Origin of the sequence: Synechococcus sp. FACHB-909, from assembly GCF_014698945.1 — a bacterium.
Taxonomy (GTDB): Bacteria; Cyanobacteriota; Cyanobacteriia; order PCC-6307; family Cyanobiaceae; genus Cyanobium.
Genome location: NZ_JACJTY010000008.1, coordinates 49028 through 71437 on the forward strand (window position 1 = coordinate 49028; position 22410 = coordinate 71437).

At 70.2% G+C, this 22410-nt stretch carries 20 protein-coding genes; 11 read left to right on the top strand and 9 right to left on the bottom strand.

All coding sequences use genetic code 11. The features are described from left to right. Positions 1-6 precede the first annotated feature (6 nt). The 3 genes from uvrB to H6G99_RS13245 are packed head-to-tail and all read right to left on the bottom strand — an operon-like array spanning position 7 to position 3287. A complete protein-coding gene (gene uvrB, locus H6G99_RS13235; protein WP_190611966.1) occupies positions 7-2016 on the bottom strand; it encodes an excinuclease ABC subunit UvrB in 2010 nt (669 codons plus the stop codon). Positions 2017-2066: 50 nt separating this feature from the next. After that, the gene (locus H6G99_RS13240) at positions 2067-2489 is read right to left on the bottom strand and encodes a phage holin family protein (protein ID WP_094584230.1); all 423 of its coding nucleotides are present in this window, start codon (positions 2487-2489) and stop codon (positions 2067-2069) included. Between the two features lie 27 nt (positions 2490-2516). Next, complete coding sequence (locus tag H6G99_RS13245) at positions 2517-3287, bottom strand: DUF561 domain-containing protein (protein WP_094584229.1); 771 nt, start codon at positions 3285-3287, stop codon at positions 2517-2519. A gap of 23 nt (positions 3288-3310) precedes the next feature. On the opposite strand from H6G99_RS13245, the gene tilS reads away from it, so the two are divergent. Together tilS and H6G99_RS13255 are read left to right on the top strand one after the other, a co-directional pair. After that, positions 3311-4342, top strand: coding sequence for a tRNA lysidine(34) synthetase TilS (tilS, locus tag H6G99_RS13250; protein WP_353617249.1), 1032 nt, complete (start codon positions 3311-3313; stop codon positions 4340-4342). Continuing rightward, positions 4335-5081 carry a hypothetical protein gene (locus H6G99_RS13255; RefSeq protein WP_094584228.1) on the top strand — a complete coding sequence of 249 codons (747 nt, stop codon included), beginning with the start codon at positions 4335-4337 and terminating at the stop codon, positions 5079-5081. Before tilS ends, H6G99_RS13255 begins: the two co-directional genes overlap by 8 nt. A 16-nt stretch (positions 5082-5097) precedes the next feature. On the opposite strand, the gene H6G99_RS13260 is transcribed toward H6G99_RS13255, so the two are convergent. The 3 genes from H6G99_RS13260 to H6G99_RS13270 form a co-directional block, all read right to left on the bottom strand. Further along, the gene (locus H6G99_RS13260) at positions 5098-7107 is read right to left on the bottom strand and encodes a ribonuclease J (protein WP_286191153.1); all 2010 of its coding nucleotides are present in this window, start codon (positions 7105-7107) and stop codon (positions 5098-5100) included. 72 nt (positions 7108-7179) lie between these two features. After that, on the bottom strand, positions 7180-8094 hold the full coding sequence (gene dapA / locus H6G99_RS13265) for a 4-hydroxy-tetrahydrodipicolinate synthase (RefSeq protein ID WP_502707690.1): 915 nt from the start codon (positions 8092-8094) through the stop codon (positions 7180-7182). 11 nt (positions 8095-8105) lie between these two features. Next, positions 8106-9188, bottom strand: coding sequence for an aspartate-semialdehyde dehydrogenase (locus tag H6G99_RS13270; protein ID WP_190611972.1), 1083 nt, complete (start codon positions 9186-9188; stop codon positions 8106-8108). Positions 9189-9452: 264 nt separating this feature from the next. Between H6G99_RS13270 and tig the strand changes: the two genes are divergently transcribed. The 6 genes from tig (at position 9453) to H6G99_RS13300 (ending at position 16870) form a co-directional block, all read left to right on the top strand. Then, a complete protein-coding gene (tig, locus tag H6G99_RS13275) occupies positions 9453-10916 on the top strand; it encodes a trigger factor (protein WP_190611973.1) in 1464 nt (487 codons plus the stop codon). Positions 10917-11057: 141 nt separating this feature from the next. Next, positions 11058-11699 (top strand): ATP-dependent Clp endopeptidase proteolytic subunit ClpP, encoded by a 642-nt coding sequence (gene clpP / locus H6G99_RS13280; protein WP_094584457.1) that lies wholly within the window; start codon positions 11058-11060, stop codon positions 11697-11699. Between the two features lie 108 nt (positions 11700-11807). Then, complete coding sequence (gene clpX, locus H6G99_RS13285; protein WP_190611975.1) at positions 11808-13181, top strand: ATP-dependent protease ATP-binding subunit ClpX; 1374 nt, start codon at positions 11808-11810, stop codon at positions 13179-13181. Between the two features lie 69 nt (positions 13182-13250). Next, positions 13251-14168 (top strand): glycosyltransferase family protein, encoded by a 918-nt coding sequence (locus H6G99_RS13290; RefSeq protein WP_190611977.1) that lies wholly within the window; start codon positions 13251-13253, stop codon positions 14166-14168. Between the two features lie 83 nt (positions 14169-14251). Then, positions 14252-14986 carry a lecithin retinol acyltransferase family protein gene (locus H6G99_RS13295; RefSeq protein WP_190611978.1) on the top strand — a complete coding sequence of 245 codons (735 nt, stop codon included), beginning with the start codon at positions 14252-14254 and terminating at the stop codon, positions 14984-14986. Positions 14987-15013: 27 nt separating this feature from the next. Further along, positions 15014-16870 (top strand): DNA polymerase III subunit gamma/tau, encoded by a 1857-nt coding sequence (locus tag H6G99_RS13300; protein ID WP_190611979.1) that lies wholly within the window; start codon positions 15014-15016, stop codon positions 16868-16870. A gap of 261 nt (positions 16871-17131) precedes the next feature. Here H6G99_RS13300 and H6G99_RS13305 read toward each other — a convergent pair whose 3' ends face one another. The 3 genes from H6G99_RS13305 to H6G99_RS13315 form a co-directional block, all read right to left on the bottom strand. Next, positions 17132-17851, bottom strand: coding sequence for a sulfotransferase family 2 domain-containing protein (locus H6G99_RS13305; RefSeq protein WP_190611981.1), 720 nt, complete (start codon positions 17849-17851; stop codon positions 17132-17134). A gap of 213 nt (positions 17852-18064) precedes the next feature. Continuing rightward, positions 18065-19489 (bottom strand): glycosyltransferase family 2 protein, encoded by a 1425-nt coding sequence (locus H6G99_RS13310; protein ID WP_190611983.1) that lies wholly within the window; start codon positions 19487-19489, stop codon positions 18065-18067. A gap of 25 nt (positions 19490-19514) precedes the next feature. After that, entirely contained in the window at positions 19515-21104 is a 1590-nt protein-coding gene (locus tag H6G99_RS13315; protein ID WP_190611984.1) for a SpoIID/LytB domain-containing protein, read from the bottom strand. A 71-nt stretch (positions 21105-21175) separates the two neighbouring features. Here H6G99_RS13315 and rpmI point away from each other — a divergent pair, with 71 nt between their 5' ends. The 3 genes from rpmI to H6G99_RS13330 all read left to right on the top strand — a co-directional run bounded on the left by rpmI (position 21176) and on the right by H6G99_RS13330 (position 22393). Further along, complete coding sequence (rpmI, locus tag H6G99_RS13320) at positions 21176-21376, top strand: 50S ribosomal protein L35 (protein ID WP_015109851.1); 201 nt, start codon at positions 21176-21178, stop codon at positions 21374-21376. A 68-nt stretch (positions 21377-21444) separates the two neighbouring features. Next, positions 21445-21792 carry a 50S ribosomal protein L20 gene (gene rplT / locus H6G99_RS13325; protein WP_015109852.1) on the top strand — a complete coding sequence of 116 codons (348 nt, stop codon included), beginning with the start codon at positions 21445-21447 and terminating at the stop codon, positions 21790-21792. A gap of 37 nt (positions 21793-21829) precedes the next feature. Further along, positions 21830-22393, top strand: a complete 564-nt coding sequence (locus H6G99_RS13330; RefSeq protein ID WP_190611985.1) for a tetratricopeptide repeat protein — start codon at positions 21830-21832, stop codon at positions 22391-22393. Positions 22394-22410: the final 17 nt, after the last annotated feature.

A 22410-nucleotide genomic window follows, 5' to 3' on the forward strand; every position in this document is an offset into this window, starting at 1 on the left:
GGTGCCCTAGGCCGCCGGCCGGCCCACCAGCTTGTGGCGCAGGTTCTTGATCCGGTCCCTCAGGTTGGCAGCCTCCTCGAACTCCAGGCCCTTGGCCGCCGCCTTCATCTTCTCCTCCAGCTGGGTGATCAGCTCGGGCAGGGCGTCGAGGGGCACCTCGTTCTGCTCGGCCTGCTCGGCCGCCACCTCCAGCTGGTCGTCGGTGAGCCGGCGGGAGAGCTCCAGGAAGGAGAGGATCGCATTGCCCGCCCGCTTGCCGGCGGGGGTGGGGGTGATGCCGTGGCGTTCGTTGTAGGCGTGCTGGATGACCCGCCGCCGCTCGGTCTCGGAAATCGCCTTGGCCATCGAATCGGTGAGGTTGTCGGCGTAGAGCAGCGCCACCCCATCGATGTGGCGCGCCGCCCGGCCGATGGTCTGGATCAGGGAGCGCTCCGCCCGCAGGAAGCCCTCCTTGTCGGCATCGAGGATCGCCACCAGGGACACCTCGGGCAGGTCGAGGCCCTCCCGCAGCAGGTTGACGCCCACGAGCACGTCGTAGGCGCCGTTACGCAGGTCCTGGATGATCTCGATCCGCTCGATCGAATGGATCTCCGAGTGCAGGTAGCGCACCCGCACCCCGTTCTCGGCCAGGTAGTCGGTGAGGTCCTCGGCCATGCGCTTGGTGAGGGTGGTGACCAGCACCCGCTCCTGCCGATCGGCCCGCACCCGGATCTCGCCGAGCAGGTCGTCCACCTGACCCTCCGAGGGGCGCACCTCCACGATCGGATCGAGAACGCCGGTGGGGCGGATCACCTGCTCCACCACCTGGCCCTTGCTCTGGGCCAGCTCCCAGGCCCCGGGGGTGGCCGAGACGAAGATGGTCTGGCGGGCTTTTTCCCAGAACTCGTCCCCCTTGAGGGGCCGGTTGTCGGCGGCGCTGGGCAGCCGGAAGCCGTGCTCGATCAGCACCTGCTTGCGGCTCTGGTCGCCGTTGTACATGGCCTGGAGCTGGGAGCAGGTGACGTGGCTCTCATCCACCACCAGCAGCCAGTCGTCGGGGAAGTAGTCGATCAGGCATTCGGGCGGCGTACCGGCCTCCCGGCCCGCCAGATGCCGGGCGTAGTTCTCCACCCCGTTGCAGTAACCCACCTGCTCCAGCATCTCCAGGTCGTAGGTGGTGCGCTGCTCGAGGCGCTGGGCCTCCAGCAGACGCCCCTGGCCGTTGAGCAGCTCGAGCCGTTCGCGCAGTTCGGCCCGGATCGCCTGGATCGCCCCCTGCAGCCGCTCCTTGGGGGTCACGAAGTGCTTGGCCGGGTAGATGTTGATCGTCTCCAGGCTCTGGAGGATCTCGCCGGTGGTGGGATCGACGTAACGGATCGCCTCCACCTCATCGCCGAACAGCTCAATTCGCACCAGCCGGTCCTCGTAGGCAGGGCCGATCTCCAGCACGTCGCCCCGCACCCGGAAGCGGCCGCGGCTGATCTCGATGTCGTTGCGGGAGTACTGGTTGTTGACCAGATCCCGCAGGGAGCCGCGCAGATCCAGCTTGTCGCCCACCTCGAACTTGACGGCGGCCTTGAGGTATTCCGAGGGGATGCCGAGGCCGTAGATGCAGCTGATCGAGGCCACCACGATCACATCCCGCCGCTCGAACAGCGACCGGGTGGCCGAGTGCCGCAGCATGTCGATCTCCTCGTTGATCGAGGCGGTCTTGGCGATGTAGGTGTCCGAGACGGGAACGTAGGCCTCGGGCTGGTAGTAGTCGTAGTAGGAGATGAAGTATTCGACGGCATTGTTGGGGAAGAACTCCCGCAGCTCGTTGCAGAGCTGGGCCGCCAGGGTCTTGTTGTGGGCCAGCACCAGGGTGGGGCGCCCGGTGCGGGCGATCACGTTGGCGATGGAGAAGGTCTTGCCGGTGCCGGTGGCGCCGAGGAGGGTCTGGAAGCGTTCGCCACCGTCGACGCCCTTCACCATCGCCTCGATGGCGGCGGGTTGGTCGCCCTTGGGTTCGTAGGGCGCGTGAAGCTGGAATGGCATCGGACCATTCTGGCGGTCACGAACGGGGAACGGCCCGGCAGGAAAACCGGTCAGCCCACCCCGGAGGCCGCCGCCATCGCCCGGGTCAGGGGCACATCCAGGCCCATCCAGCCCAGCACCACGCTGCTCAGCACGCTGTAGGCCAGGGCCCCGAGGATGGCGCTGATCAGGCCGTTATGGAGCCGGAACCCCTTGATCAGCCAGGCGGCCAGGCTGAACAGGATGATCGTGATCAGCCAGTTGAACAGGAACGACACCGGGCTGATCAGGCCTCCCAGGGAGGAGACGAACCAGACCGGCCCCAGCAGGAGCTTCAGGGGGAGGATCAGCAGGGTGCCCAGCAGGGCGATGACAATGGCCGACAGCAGGGCGGCGGAAAAGCTCGCCAGCTCCACCCCCACGGGCAGTCGCGCCACCAGCAGCAGAATGAGGGCCCGGATCGGCCATTGAAGGAGCCAGGTGAGGGAGCCCATGGGGAGCGATGCCGCAACCCTTTCACCTTACTGAGGCTGTTCGCTTTGAACCATCGACGCCACGGGCAGGGCCTCCCGCAGGGCACGCACCACCGCCACCATGGCGAGCTCATCGTCGAGGCGGTTGACGGCGGAGCCCACGCCCACACCGGCGGCACCAGCGGCCAGGGCCATGGGCACCGTGACAGCGGAAAGGCCGGAGGCACACAGCACCGGCACATCCACCGCCCGGCTGATGGCATGGGCGGCCGCCAGGGTCGGGGCGGCCTTCTCGATCAGGCCCAGGGCACCGGCGCTGAGGGGACGGGCGCTGGTCCCGCCCTCCGTCTGGATCAGATCGGCGCCGGCGGCCACCAGCTCCACCGCCAGCCGCTCCTGCTCGTCGAGGGGCAGGGTGTGGGGCACGGTGACCGAGAGCACGGTCTCCGGCAGCAGCGCCCGGGTGCGACGGGTGAGCGCGAGCACTTCGTCGGCACCGAAGATCCGCCCCTGGGGATAGAAGCTGTCGTAGTTGCCGATCTCCACCATGGCGGCACCGGCCTCGACGGCGGGCGGGAACAGGGCGGGATCCACGGCCGAGACGCAGACCGGCAGACCCGGTGCCAGCGCCACGGCCAGGCGGACGAGGGTGGGGTCGCAGGCCAGATCCACCAGGTCGGCGCCGCCGGCGGCGGCGGCCCGGACCACCCGCTGCACCCGGGCCGCGTCGAAGTTGTCGAGGCCGGCGATGACCTTCAGCGCCCGCCCCTGACGGATCGCCTGCTGCAGGGCGGTGGGCAGGCTGGAGAGGCGGGTCATCGGCGGACGGAAGGACGCATGCCGTGATTCTCCCACCCGACCCCTGCCAGGGCCGGCGGCCCTGGGGAAGCGACCAGGCGCGCCTACACCGGCACCTGCTGCGCCAGCCCGCCCTGCTGCCGGCGGGGGGGTCGCTGCTGCTGGCCGTGTCCGGCGGGCAGGACTCCATGGCCCTCACCACCCTCCTGCTGGACCTCCAGCCCCTGCACGGCTGGCGGCTGCAGCTGTGGCACGGCGATCACGGCTGGCGCCCCGACGCGGCCCAGCAGGCCGGGGAACTGACCCGGTGGGCCCGGAGCCAGGGACTGGACCTGAGGCTCGACCGGGCCGATCCGGTGCCCGGCAGCGAGGCCGCGGCCCGGGACTGGCGCTACGGCTGCCTGGCCGCGGCGGCCCTCCAGGGGAACTGCACCCATGTGGTGACGGGCCACACCGCCAGCGACCGGGCCGAGACCGTGCTGCTCAACCTCGCCCGCGGCAGCCACCTGCGGGGCCTGGCCAGCCTGGGGGCCAGCCGGCCCCTGGACCCGGCCGCCGGCCACCTGCAGCTGGCCCGACCGCTGCTGATCTTCGACCGCGGCGACACCGGCCGCCTCTGCCGGGAGCGGGGCCTGCCCGTCTGGCCGGACAGCAGCAACGCGGATCTGCGCTTCGCCCGCAACCGGCTGCGCGCCGACGTCATGCCGGTGCTGGAGGCCCTCCATCCCGGGGCCAGTCGGCGGATCAGCGCCCAGGCGGAGCGCCTGGAGGCGCAGTTCGCGGCCGAGACGGAACTGCTGGACCTGGCCCTGGCGGGACTGCAGCAGGGAGAGGACCCCGCTCGGTTGGCGCGCCGACGCCTGGCCAGCCTGGCCCCGGCCAGCCAGCGACGGCTGCTGCACCACTGGCTGCGGCGGCACCTGGGGCGGGATCCGGGAGCCAGAGGCCTCGAAACCCTGGTGGACCGGCTGGCCCGCGGGCGGAATCCGGGCCGGCTGGATCTGGCCGAAGGATGGCAACTGCACTGGGATCACAGCACACTGTGGGTCCGCCCACCCGACCCGCTCCATGGCTGAGACCAGCGCCAACGACGCCGCCCAGCGCTATGCGGTGATCGAGCAGGCCTACTCCAGGGAGAAGTGGGGCACGGTGGTGGGCGATGGGGGGGAGCTGCTGCAGGAACTGCAGCAATCGGACAACCCCCAGCTCACCGGGCTGAAGCTGCGGCTGCAGCTGCTGCTGGGCCACACCCAGCTCTACGGCTACGGGGACAAGGCCACCGCCGCCGGGTACTACGGAACCGTGGCCGAGCAGAACAGCGAGGCCGCCCTCACCAGGATCGCCGAGCAGGGTCTCAAACAGTGCGCCATCGAGGAGGCCGCCGCCGCCCCGACCACGGGGCCAGCGGCGGCTGGCAGCGCCGCGCCCTCCCCCGGTTTCCTCGCCGAGGGGGCCACAGCCCCGGCGGCAACCGCTCAGGCGGTCACCGGCCCGGCGGCCCCCTGGCTGACCAAGACGGGGGCCGCAACCGCGGCAGCGGCAGCCGCGTCCCCGGCCGCCGATCTGGAGTCGGCACCCGCCGAGGAGGGCCCGGATGCGGCGACGGCCGCGACGCCGGCGGCCCCCTGGAGCGAGCCCTCGCTGATCCCGGAGGTGGTGGAGGAGCCCGAGCTGATCGAGCTGCACCAGGCGGACCCGACCCTGGCCGACGACGTGGAACTGAGCTGGCAGGAGTCCAGCCCAGCCACGGCTGCGCCGATGAACAAGGAGGACGAGGAGCTGCTCAGCGGCCTGATGCTGGTCAGGGTCCGCTGAGCCTGCCCCCGGGCGATCAGCCCGCCGCCGCGGCCGAGCGGCGGCGACGGACGCGGCCGGTGGGTTCCGGCTCTTCAACGGGGGCCTTGCTGGCCGCCGCCACGGGGGCCGGCGCTGCGACGGTGGCCGTGGCCGTGGCGGCCGCCGGGGCGGCGGCGGTCACCAGCTGGCGCTGGGGCACGGCGGCGGGCTGGCGCCCACCCCCATCCCTGCGGCCGCCGCGGGGCGCCGGCCGGGTGTCTGGCTCGGCATCGGCCCGACCCTTGTAGGCCGGGGTGCCGGCGGGGGCGGGCTGCACCAGGCAGATGATCAGCGGGTCCACCTGCAGCTCGCGGCGCAGGCGGCGCTGCAGGCCCACCTCCACTTCCCGCTGCACGCCCACCCAGTCGACATCGGGGGCCTTGCCACCGGTGTTGCGGGCCAGCTGGTTCCAGCGGTTCTCCAGCACCCAGGTGATCTCCCGCTCGGCCCAGACCGAGAGCTTGCGGGCATCGGCGGCCGTGACCACACCGCGCAGGTTCACCCGCGGCGGCGCCGCCATCACACCGTCGGTGGTGATCACCGCCAGCAGGGTGATGACACCGTCCTCGGCCAGCTGCTGGCGCTCCTTGAGCACCCGGGCATCGACGATGCCGTTGCGGGAGGCGTCGAGCAGCTCGATGCCGGCCTTCACCGGCTCACCCTTGTTGATGGAGTCAGGGGTGAGTTCGACCACGTCGCCGTTGTCGATGATCAGGATGTGATCGGCCGGGATCCCCATCGACTGGGCCGTCTTGGAATGGCAGACGAGCATGCGGTGCTCGCCATGCACGGGCACGAAGAATTTCGGCTTGGCCAGCGCCAGCATCAGCTTGTGGTCCTCCTGGCAGCCGTGGCCGGAGACGTGGATGCCCTCGCCCTTGCCATACACAACCTTGGCCCCCATCATCATCAGTCGGTCGATGGTGTTCACCACCGAGATGGTGTTACCGGGGATCGGGCTGGCCGAGAAGATGATCGTGTCACTGGACTTCACCTGCACCTGGGGATGCTCACCGCGGGAGATGCGGCTGAGGGCCGCCAGCGGTTCGCCCTGGCTGCCGGTCATCAGCAGCAGGGTTTCGCGGTCGGGCAGGTCACGGATCTGCTTGATGGGAACGAACAGATCATCGGGGGCGCGCATGTAGCCGAGCTCCCGGGCCTTGGCGATCACGTTGAGCATCGAGCGGCCCAGCAGCCCCACCTTGCGGCCGTTCTTCATCGCCAGTTCCAGGATCATCGACACACGATGAATCGAGCTGGCGAAGGTGGTGATGATCACCCGGCCTTCGGCCTGGCTGATGTGGCGATCCAGGTTCGGGAACACGGCCCGCTCCGGCGGCGTGAAACCGGGGATCTCGGCGTTGGTGGAATCGCTGAACAGGCAGAGCACCCCCTGCTCGCCGTAATGGGCCAGGCGCTGCAGGTCGAAGGCCTCGCCATCGACGGGGGTGTGGTCGAACTTGAAGTCACCGGTGAAGATGACGACGCCGGCGGGGGTGGTGATGGCCAGCGTGAAGCTGTCGGCCATCGAGTGGGTGTTGCGGATGAACTCCACCTTGAAGTGCTGACCCACATGCACCACATCCCGTGGGCCGACCGTCTGGATGGTGGTGCGGTCGGTGACGCCCGCCTCCTCCATCTTCCCCTGCAGCATCGACATGGCCAGCCGGGGGCCGTAGATGATGGGGATGTTGAAGTTCTTGAGGTGGTGCGGGATGCCGCCGATGTGATCTTCGTGGCCGTGGGTGACCACCATGCCGCGGATGCGCTTCTGGTTCTCGCGCAGGTAGCTGGTGTCGGGCATCACCACGTTGACGCCATGCATGCCATCGCTGGGGAAGGCGAGACCGGCATCGACGAGCATCAGCTCATCGCCGTATTCGAAGACGCAGGTGTTCTTGCCGATCTCGTGCAGGCCGCCCAGGGGGATGACGCGCAGGCCCTGGTGCTTGGCTTTGGCGCCGTTGCCGGAGCGGACGATGGGATTGACGTTCTGACTGGACATGTAGTTAGGGACTCGGGGGTGGCGATGGAAAGGAACGGGAAGCGGAGATGACTCTGGACATCAGCCTTGGCGTCAGGTGGGACGCAGGGCAGCCAGGATCGAGGAAAGGCGCTGTCGCACGGCGGTATCGGCGGAAAGCAGGGGAAGTCGGGGGGCACCCACCGGCCAGCCGCAGATCTCCAGGGCGGCTTTGACGGGGATGGGGTTGGTGGTGCAGAAGAGCGCCCGGCACAGGGGCAGCAGCTGCTGGTGCTCGTCGAGGGCGGCGGCGACGTCGCCGCTCAGGAAGGCCTGGACCATGGCCCGGATCCGGGGACCCACCAGGTGGCTGGCCACGCTGACCACGCCCACCGCACCCACCGCCAGCATCGGCAGGGTGAGGGCGTCGTCGCCGCTGTAGATCGCCAGGCGATCGCCGCAGAGCTCCCGCAGCCGGCTGACCTCCTCGGTGGTGCCGCTGGCGGCCTTGAAGCCCACCACGTTGGCCTCGTCGAGCAGGCGGGCCGTGGTGTCCGGGGCCAGGCTGCAGCCGGTGCGGCCGGGGATGTTGTAAAGCATCAGGGGCAGCTCCGGGGCGGCCTGGGCCACGGCGCGGAAATGGGCTTCCAGTCCCTCCTGGGGGGGCTTGTTGTAGTAGGGCACCACCACCAGGGCGCCGTCGGCGCCCAGGGCGGCAGCCTCGCCGGTGGCTTCCACCGCCTCCGCGGTGCAGTTGCTGCCGCTGCCGGCCAGCAGGGTGGCGCGACTCCCCACCGCCCCCTTCACGGCGGCGAAGAGCTCATGCTGCTCCTGCCAGGTGAGGGTGGGGGACTCGCCGGTGGTGCCGCACAGCACCAGGCCATCGGAGCCGTGGCGGACCAGATGGTCCGCCAGCCGGGCCGCCAGCTCCAGATCGACGGCCCCGTCCGGCTGGAAGGGGGTCACCATGGCGGTGAGCACCCGCCCGAAGGGGGCCTCGGGGGAGGGAGCCGTGCTGGGCGCCTGCAGGGTGGCCGTGGTCAAGCGGCACCTCCGGCGGCGGCATCGGCCGCGGCGGGGTCCCGCAGCAGTTCGGCGATCTGGATGGCATTGAGGGCGGCTCCCTTGCGGATCTGGTCACCGCAGAGCCACAACTCCAGGGCACAGGGATCGCTGAGGTCCTGGCGGATGCGGCCCACGGCCACCGGATCGCGGCCGGTGACATCGGTGGGCATGGGGAAGCGGTTGGTCTCGAAGTTCTCGATCAGCTCGACCCCGGGGGCGACCGCCAGCAGCTCACGGGCCTCCGCCACGGGGAAGGGCTCCTCAAACTCGATGTTGACGGCCTCGGAATGGGCCCGCAGGACCGGCACCCGCACGCAGGTGGCCGTCAGGCGCAGATCGGGGAGACCCATGATCTTGCGGGTCTCGTGGAGCATCTTGAGCTCCTCCTCGCAGTAGCCGCTGGGTTGCAGGGGCGAGTTGTGCAGGAAGAGGTTGAAGGCCAGCGAATGGGGCAGCACCGTGCTCACCGGCTCGCCCCCCTCCAGCACGGTGCGGCTCAGGTCGCGCAGTTCCTCCATGGCCCGGGCGCCGGCACCGCTGGCCGACTGGTAGGTGCTGACCACCACCCGGCGGATCGGCCGCCGGGCCGCCAGGGGGGCCAGGGCCAGGGTCAACAGGATGGTGGTGCAGTTGGGATTGGCGATGATCCCGCCGTGGGCGAAGGCGGCCTGGGGATTCACCTCGGGCACCACCAGGGGCACGGTCGGATCCATCCGGAAGGCACTGGAGTTGTCGATCACCACCGCGCCGGCGGCCACGGCCACCGGCGCCCACTGCCGGGACACCGAACCGCCAGCGGAGGCCAGCACCAGGTCGATGCCCTCGAAGGCGTCGGCACCGACCGGCTGCACCCGCAGGCGCTCGCCCCGCCAGTCCAGGTCCTGGCCCGCCGAGCGCGGCGAAGCCAGCGGCAGCAGCTCCGCCACCGGAAAACCCCGCTCCTGCAGCAGGACCAGAAGCTCCTGGCCCACGGCTCCGGTGGCGCCAAGGATGGCGATGCGCAACGGCCTCGAGGGCAGGTGGCGCGGAGGGGAGGGGAGGGTCGCTGAGACGGTCAACGGGGGGAAACGGGACGGGTGGCGGGAGAGGGCCTGCTGACTGGAGACGGGGCCCGGAAGGAAACCCTGGGAGGGGATCGGGAAACGGATGGGGCGGGAGGGCCCGGGGACGGGAACCTGAGACAAGGCCTCCGGCCTGATGGCCGGATCGAACTCTTCAGTTGGAGATATGGGCGCGCCGATGCGTCGATCGCACAATACGTGGCGGAGGCCCGGAACGGCCAGTTTCTAGGATGGGGGGCTGCCCGAAGCGAGCCCCGTTTCATGAGTCCTGCCGCCAGCACCGAAGCCAACCTCCGGGTGACCACCTCCCCGCGCCCCGGAAGCCGTCTGGCGGTGGAGGTCGCCGTGCCTGCGGGGCGCAGCCAGAAGAGCTACGAGACCGCCCTCGAGAAGCTGAGCCGCAGCGTCAAGCTGCCCGGCTTCCGCAAGGGACGGGTGCCCCGGCCGGTGCTGCTGCAGCAGATCGGACCGCTGCGGATCCGCGCCACCGCCCTCGAGGACCTGGTCGATGCGGTCGTGCGGGAGGCGATGCAGCAGGAGGCCATCGAGGCCATCGGCCGGCCCGAACTCAGCGAAGCCTTCGAGCGCGTTCTGGAGCGCTTCACGCCCGGGGAGGAGCTCACCATCACCCTGGAGATGGACGTGGAGCCCACCCCCACCCTGCGCAGCACCAAGGGCTTCAAGGCCGAGGCGGAGCCCGTGCCCTTCGACCCGGCCCGGGTGGACGAACTGATCGAGCAGTCGCGCCGCCAGCTGGCCACCCTGGTGCCGGTGGAGGACCGGCCCGCCGCCGAGGGTGACGTGGCCCAGATCGCCTTCCGCGGCACCTTCGTCGACACCGGCGAGGCCATCGAGGGCGGCAGCAGCGAAGGGATGGAAGTGGAGCTGGAGGAGGGCCGCATGATCCCAGGCTTCGTGGCCGGCATCATCGGCATGGCCGTCGGGGACAGCCGCGACGTCTCCTGCCGCTTCCCCGACAGCTACCCCCAGGAGCAGGCGGCGGGCCGGGAGGCCCTGTTCGCCATCACCCTGCTGGAACTGAAGACCCGGGAGCTGCCCGCCCTCGACGACGCCTTCGCCCAGCAGGCCAGCGACAAGCCGACCCTCGCCGAACTCCGCGCCGACCTGGAGACGCGCCTGCGGGACGACGCCGAGCGCCGCCATCGCGCCAACCGCCACGAGGCCCTGCTGGCGGTCCTGGTGGAGGAGCTGGAGGTGGAGCTGCCCGAGACCCTGATCCAGCAGGAGGTGCGCAACCTGATCGAGCAGACCGCCGGGCAGATCTCCCAGCAGGGCATGGACGTCAAGAAGCTGTTCACCCCCGATCTGGTGCGCAGCCTCATGGACACCTCCCGGCCCGAGGCCGAGCAGCGGCTGCGGCGCAGCCTGGCGCTCAAGGCCCTGGCCGCGGCCGAGACGATCGAGGTGCCCGCCGCCGACCTGGAGGCCAGGCTGGCCGAGATCCGCAAGGGCCTCAGCGACAGTGCCGCCATCGACCCGGAGCGGCTGCGGCTGGCGGTGGCCGAGGACCTGCTGAAGGAGAAGCTGCTGGAGTGGCTCGAGGCCAACAGCACGATCACCGACAAGGCCCCGGCCGCGGAGGAGGCCCCGTCGGAGGACGGACCTGAGGCCAGCGGCGAAGCGTCGCCCAAACCCGCCAAGGCCGCCAAGGCGAAGAAGGGAGCCGCCGGCGCCAAGGCCCGGGAGGACGACGCCCAGCCATAGATTGAGGCCACTCCCCCCGTCCGCCAGCGAAACCGCGTGATCGACGCCCGACCGCCCCTGATCCCCGACTGGCTGCCCGCCGCCCTGGCGGGCCCGTCGGGGACCCTCCCCCATCCGGTGACCAACCGGTGGCAGGGGCCGATGCCCTGGAACGGGATGGTCGCTCCGGGCCCCACCGCCGCCCCTGGGGTGCTGCCCACCGTGGTGGAGCAGTCGGGCCGCGGCGACCGGGCCTTCGACATCTATTCCCGGCTGCTGCGGGAACGGATCATCTTTCTCGGCACCGGGATCGACGACCAGGTGGCCGATTCCCTGGTGGCCCAGCTGCTGTTCCTCGAAGCCGAGGATCCCGAGAAGGACATTCAGATCTACATCAACTCCCCGGGCGGCTCGGTGACCTCCGGCCTGGCCATCTACGACACCATGCAGCAGGTGGCGCCGGACGTGGTCACCATCTGCTACGGGCTGGCCGCCAGCATGGGGGCCTTCCTGCTCACCGGTGGGGCACCCGGCAAGCGGATGGCCCTCCCCAATGCCCGGATCATGATCCACCAGCCCCTCGGGGGCGCCCAGGGCCAGGCGGTGGACATCGAGATCCAGGCCCGGGAGATCCTCTTCCTGAAGGACACCCTCAACGGACTGATGGCCGAGCACACCGGCCAGCCGCTGGACAAGATCGCTGAAGATACGGACAGGGACTACTTCCTTTCCCCAGCAGAGGCGGTTGAATACGGACTCATCGACCGGGTGGTCGATGACGCCCCAGCCCCTGTCGTCCCCTAGAACTTCAGGAACGACTGACAAATCGACGGCTGGGGTCGATCCTGGAAGCAGGTCCATCCTGCCGCCATACCCAGGGCGACCACCGCCGCTCCCGCCGCCTCCTTGCCGATGGCCAAGTTCGACGCCCATCTGAAGTGCTCCTTCTGCGGCAAGTCCCAGGAACAGGTGCGCAAGCTGATCGCCGGGCCTGGCGTCTACATCTGCGACGAGTGCATCGATCTCTGCAACGAGATCCTCGACGAGGAACTGGTCGAGCACCACGGCCATGGCCCCCCGGGCCGGCCCATGGCCGACGGGGGCCGCAAGACCCCGGCAAAGAAATCGGCCCGGCCCGCCCCCACCCTGGCCACCATCCCCAGGCCCCAGGAGATCAAGAGCTTCCTCGACCAGCAGGTGGTGGGCCAGGAGGAGGCCAAGAAGGTGCTGGCCGTGGCCGTCTACAACCACTACAAGCGGCTGGCCTGGCAGGGGGACGGCAAGGGCGAGACGGATCAGACAGCCACCCGCCTGCACAAGTCGAACATCCTGCTGATCGGCCCCACCGGCTGCGGCAAGACCCTCCTGGCCCAGTCCCTGGCCGAGATGCTCGATGTGCCGTTCGCGGTCGCCGACGCCACCACCCTCACCGAGGCGGGCTACGTGGGCGAGGACGTGGAGAACATCCTGCTGCGCCTCCTCCAGAAGGCGGATCTGGACGTCGAACAGGCCCAGCGGGGCATCATCTACATCGACGAGATCGACAAGATCGCCCGCAAGAGCGAGAACCCATCGATCACCCGCGACGTCTCCGGTGAGGGTGTGCAGCAGGCCCTGCTCAAGATGCTGGAGGGCACCGTGGCCAACGTGCCCCCCCAGGGCGGCCGCAAGCACCCTTACCAGGACTGCATCCAGATCGACACCAGCCAGGTGCTGTTCATCTGCGGCGGGGCCTTCGTGGGACTGGAGGACCTGGTCCAGAAACGGATGGGCCGCAACGCGATCGGCTTCCTGCCGGCCGATGGCCGCAGCCGGGTGCGCTCCGGCAAGGACAAGCAATCCAGCGAGGTGATGCGTCACCTCGAACCGGAGGATCTGGTGCGCTACGGCCTGATTCCCGAGTTCATCGGCCGGCTGCCGGTGAGCGCGGTGCTCGAACCCCTCGACACCAGCGCCCTGGAGGCGATCCTCACCGAACCGCGTGACGCCCTTGTGAAGCAGTTCCAGACGCTGCTGAGCATGGACAACGTGCGGCTCGAGTTCGAACCGGGGGCCGTCGAGGCCATCGCCGCCGAGGCCCATCGCCGCAAGACCGGCGCCCGGGCCCTGCGGGGCATCGTCGAGGAGCTGATGCTCGACGTCATGTACGACCTGCCCTCCCGCCGCGACGTCCAGACCTTCACCATCACCCGGGAGCTGGTTGAGCAGCGCAGCAAGGCCAAGGTGCTGCCGATCAGTGCCGCCGCCGACCTCGACGGCCACCGGGGGGAACAGGCCACGGCCTGACACGCAGCTGTGTCCAATCAGGCGGTCTACCTCGTCACGGTGCGCGAGGGATCCGAGGTCTATGCCGACATGGCACTGGTCTCGATCCTGTCGCTGAAGCTCACCAATCCCTCCCTCCCGGTCCGCCTGCTCTGTGACAGCGAGAGCGCACGGTGGCTCCAGGAGAGCGGCCATCGTCTGCCGGGACTCTGCGACAGCGTCGTGGTAGTGGAGGCGCCTGAGGGATCGCTGATCTATCGCCATCGCTGGATGAAGACCCAGCTGCCCCGCTTCCTCCCTGGGGACGGCATCCACCTCGACGCCGACATTCTCGTTCGCAGCTCCCTCGCCGCCCTTCCCCACGGCGACTGGGACTTCGCGGCCGTTCCTGACTACAACAGCTCGGACATGAGCGAGCTTCTCCGGACCCTCCCCCATGTCATCCAGGCCCTGGAGCTGGGCTGGCCGCTGGACCTGACGCGGTACTTCAACAGCGGCGTCTTCTGCTGGAAGGACACCCCCGCCGTCCATGCCTTCTTTGCTGAATGGCATCGGCTCTGGCACGAGGGCGTGCGGACCGGGGAGCTGCTGAAAGATCAACCCTCCTTCAACACCACCCTGCAGCGCGGCCTGGTGACCAGTGCCACACTGCCGAACGCCTTCAACACCATGGTCCTGCCGGCCTGGGAGCTCTCCCCGGAGGCCGTGGTCTGGCACTTCTGGTCGGCGGGGAGCTCGAAGGAGCATTCCTTCGCCCAGCTGGTGGAGCAGGCGAAGCACCTGAGCACGGAGCAGCTGACGGCGAACGTGCGGCGGGCGATCCGCTTTTCGAGGCCATGGCCGAACTCCGGCCGGGGCCTGGCCCGCCTGCTCGACTGGCGCGGCCACCGCTACGGCGGCTACCGGACGGTGGAGCGGCTCTGGCTCTCCGGGCAGCGGCGGGCCACCGTGCTCCACCTCCTCAAGCGCGTCCGGGGAACCGGCAGGGGCAGCGGCGCGCCCCGGTGAGCGGCTATCCCCACCCCGGAGGGAATCCCCGGCCACGACGGTGACGCGATGCTGAGCGGATTCCCCCTGTTCCACTCCGCTCCTTGGCCGCCGCTGATCACCTGCAGGCCCCCCGCCAGCACGGCCTGTTCCTGCACCACGGCATCGATCTGGGGGACGGCACCGTGGCCCACTACCTGGAGGGCCGGGAAATCCTGCGTAGCCCCCTGCAGGACTTCAGCCGCGGGGAGCCCATCAGCGCCGTGAGCTACCCGGTGGGCGCCTGCTCGCCGGTGGGGGTCACCCTGCGGCGGGCCATGGGCCGCATCGGGGAGCAGCGTTACAACCTGCTGTTCAACAACTGCGAGCATTTCGCCCACTGGTGCAAGACCGGCCGGCATCGCAGCGCCCAGGTGGAGGATTGGCTCCACACCGGCAGCCTCGGCGCCCTGGCCCTGGGCCAGTTCGTGCCGGCGGCCCTGCTCACCGGAGCCCGGGTGCTGCTGCGCCAGGGCCAGTCCCTCGCCGAGACCCTGGCCAGCGGCCTCGACCCCGAGCAGCTGGCCCGGGGCCGGGAACTCGCCCGGCGCAGCCTGGAGCAGCTCGATGGCCTGCGCCTGCGCCTTCAGGAGCGCCTGGAGGAGGAGCTGGCCCGGGCCGAACGGCGCTGGGGCGAAGGGGATGGCCCTATCACCTCGGGCAGCGACCCCTTCGAGCGGCTGCGCCTGGCGGGGCAGAACCTGGCCGACCAGCTGGCCGCGGTGGAGGAGATGGAGGACAGGCTGCAGCGGCTGCTGGAGCCGGCGGGTCCCGATCCGACCGAAGGCGGCCCGCCTTAGGCTCCCTATCCGGTCAGGGCAGGGTGCATGGTCCAGGCCTACGAGCCCCTTCATCACAAGTACCGGCCCCAGCGCTTCGACCAGCTGGTGGGCCAGAAGGCCGTGGCCGACACCCTCAGCCAGGCCCTGCTCCAGAACCGCATCGCCCCGGCCTACCTGTTCAGCGGCCCCCGGGGCACGGGCAAGACCTCCAGCGCCCGGATCCTGGCCCGTTCGCTCAATTGCCTGACCAGCCCGGGACCGACCCCGGAGCCCTGCGGCCGCTGCCAGCTGTGCCTCGACATCGCCGCCGGCAACGCCCTCGATGTGATCGAGATCGACGCCGCCTCCAACACCGGCGTCGACAACATCCGGGAGCTGATCGAACGGTCCCGCTTCGCCCCGGTCCAGGCCCGCTGGAAGGTCTACGTGGTGGACGAGTGCCACATGCTCTCCACCGCCGCCTTCAACGCCCTGCTCAAGACCCTGGAGGAACCGCCGCCGCGGGTGGTGTTCGTGCTGGCCACCACCGACCCCCAGCGGGTGCTGCCCACCATCCTGAGCCGCTGCCAGCGCTTCGATTTCCGCCGCATCCCCCTGGAGGCCCTGGTGGGGCATCTGCAGTGGATCGCCGCCGAGGAGTCCATCGGCATCACCCCGGAGGCCCTGCACCTGGTGGCCCAGCGCTCCCAGGGGGGTCTGCGGGACGCGGAGAGCCTGCTCGACCAGCTCAGCCTGCTGCCGGCCCCGATCGCCGCCGACGCGGTGTGGGACCTGCTGGGGGCGGTGCCGGAAGTGGAGTTGCTGCAGCTGGCCGAAGCCATGGCGGCGGCGGATCCTCTGCAGGTGGTGGAGGGCTGCCGCGAACTGCTGGACCGGGGGCGGGAACCGGCCGCCGTGCTGCAGGGGCTGGTCAGCCTGCTGCGGGATCTGCTGCTGGCGGGGGTGGCGCCCGACCGGCTGGAGCTCACGAGCGTGACACCCGAGCTGCGGCCGCGGCTGCCGGAGGTGGCGCGCCGGATCGGCAAGGCCCGCCTGCTGCGGTGGCAGTCCCAGCTCAAGGGCAGCGAACAGCAGCTGCGCCACAGCGTGCAGCCGCGGCTGTGGCTGGAGGTGCTGCTGCTGGGCCTGCTCGCCGAACCGGCCACCGTGGCCGCCGCACCCGCCGCCGTGGCCGCCGCGCCCGCCGTCGCCCCGGCGGTGCCGCACCCGCCCGGCGCCGAAGGCCAGCGGATCGCCCGCAGCCCGGAGCCCGCGGGGGCCGCTGCGCCATCCCCACCGCCCACCCAGCTGGCACCGACCCCGGCCACGACCCCGGTAACGACCTCGGCGGATCCGGCCACCGCCCCGGCGAGTGCGGCGCCCGCCAGCGAGGATCTGGCCGAGCTGTGGCAGCAGGTCCTGGCCGGGCTGGAGCTCCCCTCCACCCGGATGCTGCTCTCCCAGCAGGCCCAGCTGCTACGGCTGGATGAGCGGCGGGCGGTGGTGCGGGTGGCCGGCACCTGGATGGCCATGGTTCAGAGCCGCCTGCCCCTGCTGGAGAAAGCGGTGGCCAGTGCCCTGGGCAGCCCGCGCCAGGTCTCCCTTGAGGCGGGGGGAGACAGCATGGGGCCCCGGCCGACGACGGGCCAGCCTCCACCGGCCCGACCAGCCCCCGCCCCTGCCCCTGCCCCTGCCCCTGCCCCTGCCGCCAGCCAGACACCCCTGGCCAACGGCACGATCGCCGCGGACGGGCCAGTGGCGACCCCGTCGCCAGTGGCAGCGCCGGCCGTCAGGGAGGAGGCCCGCGAAACCAGGGCGGCAGCACCCGCCACCAGCACCGCTGCCATCGATACGCAGGCCAGCCGGCTGGCTGAATTCTTCAACGGTGAAGTGATCAGTGGAATCATCGGAGATCCGGAGTAAAGGATCCTTCTCGAATGGAATCCTCTCCCGGAGAGACAACAGGACCCTGACCAAACGCAACGCAGGAAAGCCCATCTCTGCCGGCTGGTCGCCACGAATCGTCGGATGACCGGGAGGATCTTGATTCGTCCAGAGTTGATGCGTCAGGCGATGGCCAACAATGGGGTGGCGGCCTGCCTGCCGAAGGGTTCAGCGAAGCTGCTGGCCATCTGCGGGCCGTCTGCGAGCTGTCTGCGAGCGATCAGTGGTGGCGCTTGCCCATCATGAGGGCCCGAATACCCGGCCAAGCCGGGAACCAAAGCTTTGGGCCAGGGCGGACGCCATGGAATCGGGTTCCATGGGTATGTGGCCCGGGTAGAACCGTTGATAATCCTCCGCATAGATCTCGGCGACCCTCTGCCTGAGCCTGCGCTCCTGGCGCGAGGAAAGCCGCTTCAATGGGGAGTCAGGGCCGTTGGCCTTCGGCAGGACCAGGGCCCTGCCCAGGCGCTGGGAGAGCACCTGCATGAGATCAGAAAGGTGCTCAAAATAGAAGACGTTCACCGTCGCAGAGCCTTCCAGAAAGCTTGACTGGGGCCTGAGATGCAGCAGATCATGAGAGGCCGCGAGCTCCACATACTGCTCGAAATCGAGGACATGCAGGTCAAGCCCGTAGTACCACTTCGCAAAATCAGCCATTGCCCGATCCTTGCGCCGGAAGGATGAAACCAGGCGCGCCCACGGATCGCGGACCACGGTGAAAACCCAGCTATCTCGAACAAAATCAGGATGCAACTTCTCAACTTCACCCAAGCGAAGATGCTGGAGGAACTGGGAGCTCAACTCCAGCTTCATCAGGTCGGGAGAGGCGAGCCTGCCAAAGCAGACGCCTGGATTCTCAATGGCAGGATTCAGGTCGAGGCCAAGAGCCAACTCAATCGATGTGCCAGCGGTTTTGGGAATATGGATGAACGTGATTCCTGGTTCACGGAATAATGGCATGACCAGCTAAATGGGAAATACCGATTTTCTAAATCGTACCATAATCTAACTGCCCGACCCCATCCAGATTGGATCATCAGCTCGATCATCGTCACCATCGGGACTGACGGGATGCCCTGATGACATCCCACTCTGAAAGCATTCAGGACGTCAGGTCCAGGGCGCAGAGCATCTGGAACGCCACCCCATCAGAGAGGGCGTCGTGGTGACGATTCACACCCGACCTGTTTCCGCAGCAAATCCGGGCTCCTCGTCGGCGCTTTCTGCCTCGGACTCCGGATCATGGGCTTCAAACGTTTCACCCAGATGAAGCGTCTTGACCCAGACCAGCTTCTTGGGCAGCAGGGCCATCTTCAGGGTCACCCAGGGGATCACCAGGAACCAGTGGACCAGGTAGACGATGCCCAGGCCGGCGCTGAAGGGGTTCATCGCCGGCAGGGGCGGGCCCTCCGACGGCCGGCGGCAGCCGGTGGCGATCGCCATGCCCGAAAGGGCCAGGGCCACGATCGAGAACGGCCACATGGTGGGGGCCGTGCGGGTGAGCAGGGTGCCGATCAGGTCGGCGCTCGCCACCACCGGCAGCACGTACTGCAGCAGGAAGAAGCAGGTGAGATCGAGCTTCTGGCTGAACCCCAGCCGGTTGGAGACCAGGCCCGGGCCGTAATCGAAGAAGCGCTGCAGGCCCCCCTCGGCCCAGCGCTGGCGCTGGCGCCAGAGGGCCGGCAGGGTCAGCACCGCCTCCTCCTGCACCGGCGGATCCCAGAGCACGCCGATCGGCAGGCCTTCGAGCAGAAGACGGAAGCTCAGGTCGAGATCGTCCGTCACCGTGTCCTCGTTGAAGCCCCCGACCTTCAGGAGCGCGTCCCGTGACAGCAGCTGGCCGTTGCCCCGCAGTTCGGCCACGCCGCCGTTGGCCAGACGCCCCTCCTGGATCATGGCGTCGAAGGCCATCTCCATCGCCTGGGCGGTGGTGAGCAGGTTGGTCCCGGCATTGGCCACCGCCTTGCGCAGCTGCACCGCCGCCCAGCCGCCGGCCTCCGCCCAGGGAACGAGGCGCTCCAGCACATCCGGCTGCAGATCGGCATCGGCGTCGAGCACGAGCATCCAGCGGCCATCCAGTTGCTGCAACACCAGATTCAGGGCCCCCGACTTGCCGCCGCCCGCATCCCGGGGTCGGCGCAGCACCCGCAGGAAGGGATGGCGCCCCTGGAGCTCGGCCAGCAGCTCGGGCGTGCGGTCGTCGCTGCCATCATCGACCACCCACAGGGCCAGCTGGCCCTCGGGCCAGCGCACGGCGGCGATGCGCTCCACCAGCCGGGCGATCACCGCCTGCTCGTCACGGGCGGCGACCACCACATCAACGGCCGGGCAGGTGCCCACCTCGCTCGCCGCCGGGGCCGCCGCCGCGGGCGCATCGCCGGGGCTGCGGCGGAAGGCCTGCAGCAGAACGGTCCGAAGGCTGTAGCCCCCGAGCAGGGTCGCCAGGGTGAGGGCCGGCACCAGGCTGCGGCCCGGGGGCAGCCAGTGGGGGGCGATTCCCACCAGGCCGCAGCAGGCGAGGAACAGGGCCGCCTTGGCACGGCGTTGATCGCTGCCACTGCCGCTGGGACCGCTGCTGACACTGCCGCCGGCAGCCATGGTGAACCTCATCCAGGCGGTGACTCTAGGGGGAATCGCCGCCGGCCCCCAGGGGCTGGAGGGAGGTGCCCGGGTAGTAGTGCGCCAGGATCCGGCGCGCACTCCAGCCGCGACCGGCCAGGTCGATCGCCCCCTGCTGGGAGAGACCGGCCCCGTGGCCGAAGCCCCCACCGGTCAGCTGCCAGGACCCCTCACCCTCCGGCCGCAGGGTGAACAGGGTGCTGGGCAGGGTGCGCAGGGTGCGGCGGATCGCATCCAGCCGCAGCACCGTGCGGCCCGCTGTTCCCTGCACCTCCAGGGCCAGCACCCTTCCGCTGGGACCCCGGGCCAGCACCTTCAGGGCGGTGGGCCGTCCCACGCCCCGCTCCGGCCCGAGGGCCGCGGCGATCTGGGCAGCCGTGAGCCGCCGCTGCCAGCGGAACACGGGATGGTCGGCCCCCCAGGCCGCCTGGCCGTCGCGCAGCAGGGTCGGCAGGGCGGCGGCCGCCAGGGGCACGGGGAAGCGGGCCTGGAAGGGGGCGGGGCCGTCGGGGAAGGAGTTCAGGTAGGGGACCGGCGGCCCGTTCCAGGCCTCCTGGTAGGCGGCGCTGATGCCGCCGTTGCTGGCGTGGTAGATGGCGTGGATCGGTCCATCGGCACCCACCAGCACGGCCAGCCGGGTGGCGGCGATGGCCTGGCGCACGGCAGCGCCGGCGTCGCGTGGGTCGCTGTACACCTGGCACTGGGTGTCGGCGCAGAGGTGGTAGCCATCCGCCACGAAGCGGTGCTGGTTGCGCACCGCCCAGGTGCGGGCCAGCACGGCCTGGGCCTCCAGGGCCGCCGCCGGCACCCCGGCTCCGATCTCATGGGGCACCACCCCCTCCAGGTAGCGCTCCAGGGGGACCTGCTCCACCAGGCTCCAGCCGCCGTGGGCGTCGCTCAGCAGCTGGAAGGGGCCGGCGTAGACCCCCCGGTCCCAGAGCAGGCCGCCGGGGGCCTCGATCCGGATCGGCCCGGCCAGGGGCACCGCCCCCTGGGCCCGGCGCAGTTCCAGGCCGACCCGCTCGCTGACCGTCCGCTCGTAGCTCCCCAGCCGCAGCCCCTCGGGCAGTCCGGCGGGATCGGGGGCACCGGCGGGGGCCCACACCTCCCAGTCACGGGGCCGGGCGATCACGGCCGCCACCCCCATGGAACGCCAGAGCCCGGCCGCCTGCTCGGCGCTCTCGAAACTGGCGAACGGACCCAGCACCCGGCGCCGCAGCGTCACGGGCCCGGGCAGCAGCTCCCGACGCCAGTGCAGCGCCAGGGAGGGAGCCTGGAAGCGCTGGCCGCTGGCGTCGATCAGGGTGAGCAGGCCGCCGTTGCCGCGCAGGCGCAGGGGCGGGGCCGCGGATGCCTCCCCGGGCGCCGGACCCAGGCGGGCGGCCAGGGCCACCGCCAGTACCGGACGGGCCGCCGTGACCGGCTCGGGACGGGCCACCGGCCAGTGCATCAGGCTGGTCTGCCCAGGGTACGGGGCGTCCGGAGGGGGAGGTGGCGACAGGGCCGGCGGCCCCTGCTCGGCCCGGCAGCCGACCGGGAACAGCAGCGCCGCGGCCAGCAGCAGCCGGGGCAGGACGCGGGGACGCAGGGCCATCGAGGGGGCGGGGGGTTGGAGGAGGGTTCACCCGCGTCGTAGTGTGCTTGTTTGTGCCTGCGCCTACCGAGATGCCGAAGCTCAAGACCCGCAAAGCGGCCGCGAAGCGGTTCAAGGCCACCGGCACCGGCAAGTTCATGCGCCGGCGTGCCTTCCTCAACCACCTGCTCGATCACAAGAGCCCCAAGCGCAAGCGCTATCTGGGGACGATGGCGGTGGTCGATGACCGCGACCACGACAACGTCGCCCGGATGCTGCCCTACGCCGGCTGAGTCCGGCCGGGCTCCCTCCGGGGTTCCCGCTTCCCTGTCTTTTCTCACCCACCCACCGCTCACCTCCCATGGCCCGCGTCAAGAGGGGCAACGTCGCCCGCAAACGCCGCAACAAGATCCTTCGTCTCGCCCGCGGCTTCCAGGGGAGCAACGGCAGCCTGTTCCGCACCGCCAACCAGCGGGTCATGAAGGCCCTCTGCAATGCCTACCGCGACCGTCGCCGGCGCAAGCGTGACTTCCGCCGCCTCTGGATCGCCCGGATCAACGCCGCCGCCCGCATGAACGGCCTCAGCTACAGCAAACTGATCGGCGGCCTCAAGCGGGCCGACGTGCGCCTGAACCGCAAGATGCTGGCCCAGCTGGCCGTCGCCGATCCCGCCAGCTTCACCGCCGTGGCCACCGCGGCAGGCCACTGACGCCGTCCCCCCAGCACCGACCGTCCGGCCGGACACGATGACCGATCTGCTGCCCCAGGCCTACCTGCTCGGCCTGATCGCCCTGCTGGGCGTGGCCGCCATCGTTGTCGGCCGCCAGATTCTGCGGGTGCGGCGCGATGAACTCGCCCTGGCCCGCCTCGGCGGCATCGACAAGGCCGCTGGCGGCACCAGGGACGCCTCCACCCTCTATGAGCTGGCCTCGGTGCAGCTGCGCAAACGGCTGTACGCCGAGGCCCAAGTCAACCTCAAGCAAGCTCTGAAGCTGGCCGACGCGGAGAACGCCCCGGCCGAGGCTCGGGCCCTGATGGAGAACGCCCTCGGCTTCACCCTGGCGGCCCAGAACAACTACAGCGCCGCCGTGCGCCACTACCGGGCCGCCCTGCGGGCCAAGGCCGAGTATCCGGTGGCCCTCAACAACCTCGCCTTCGCCCTCGAGAAGCAGTCGAAAGCCGACGAGGCCCGCAGCCTTTACGAGAAGGTGCTGCAGCTGGAGTCCAACAACAAGACGGCCCTCAAGCGGCTCTCGATCCTGGAGCGGCGCAGCGGCCGCCCGGCGGGCGAGAACGGCAAGGCCTCCTGAGACCCAGCCCGGCCGGG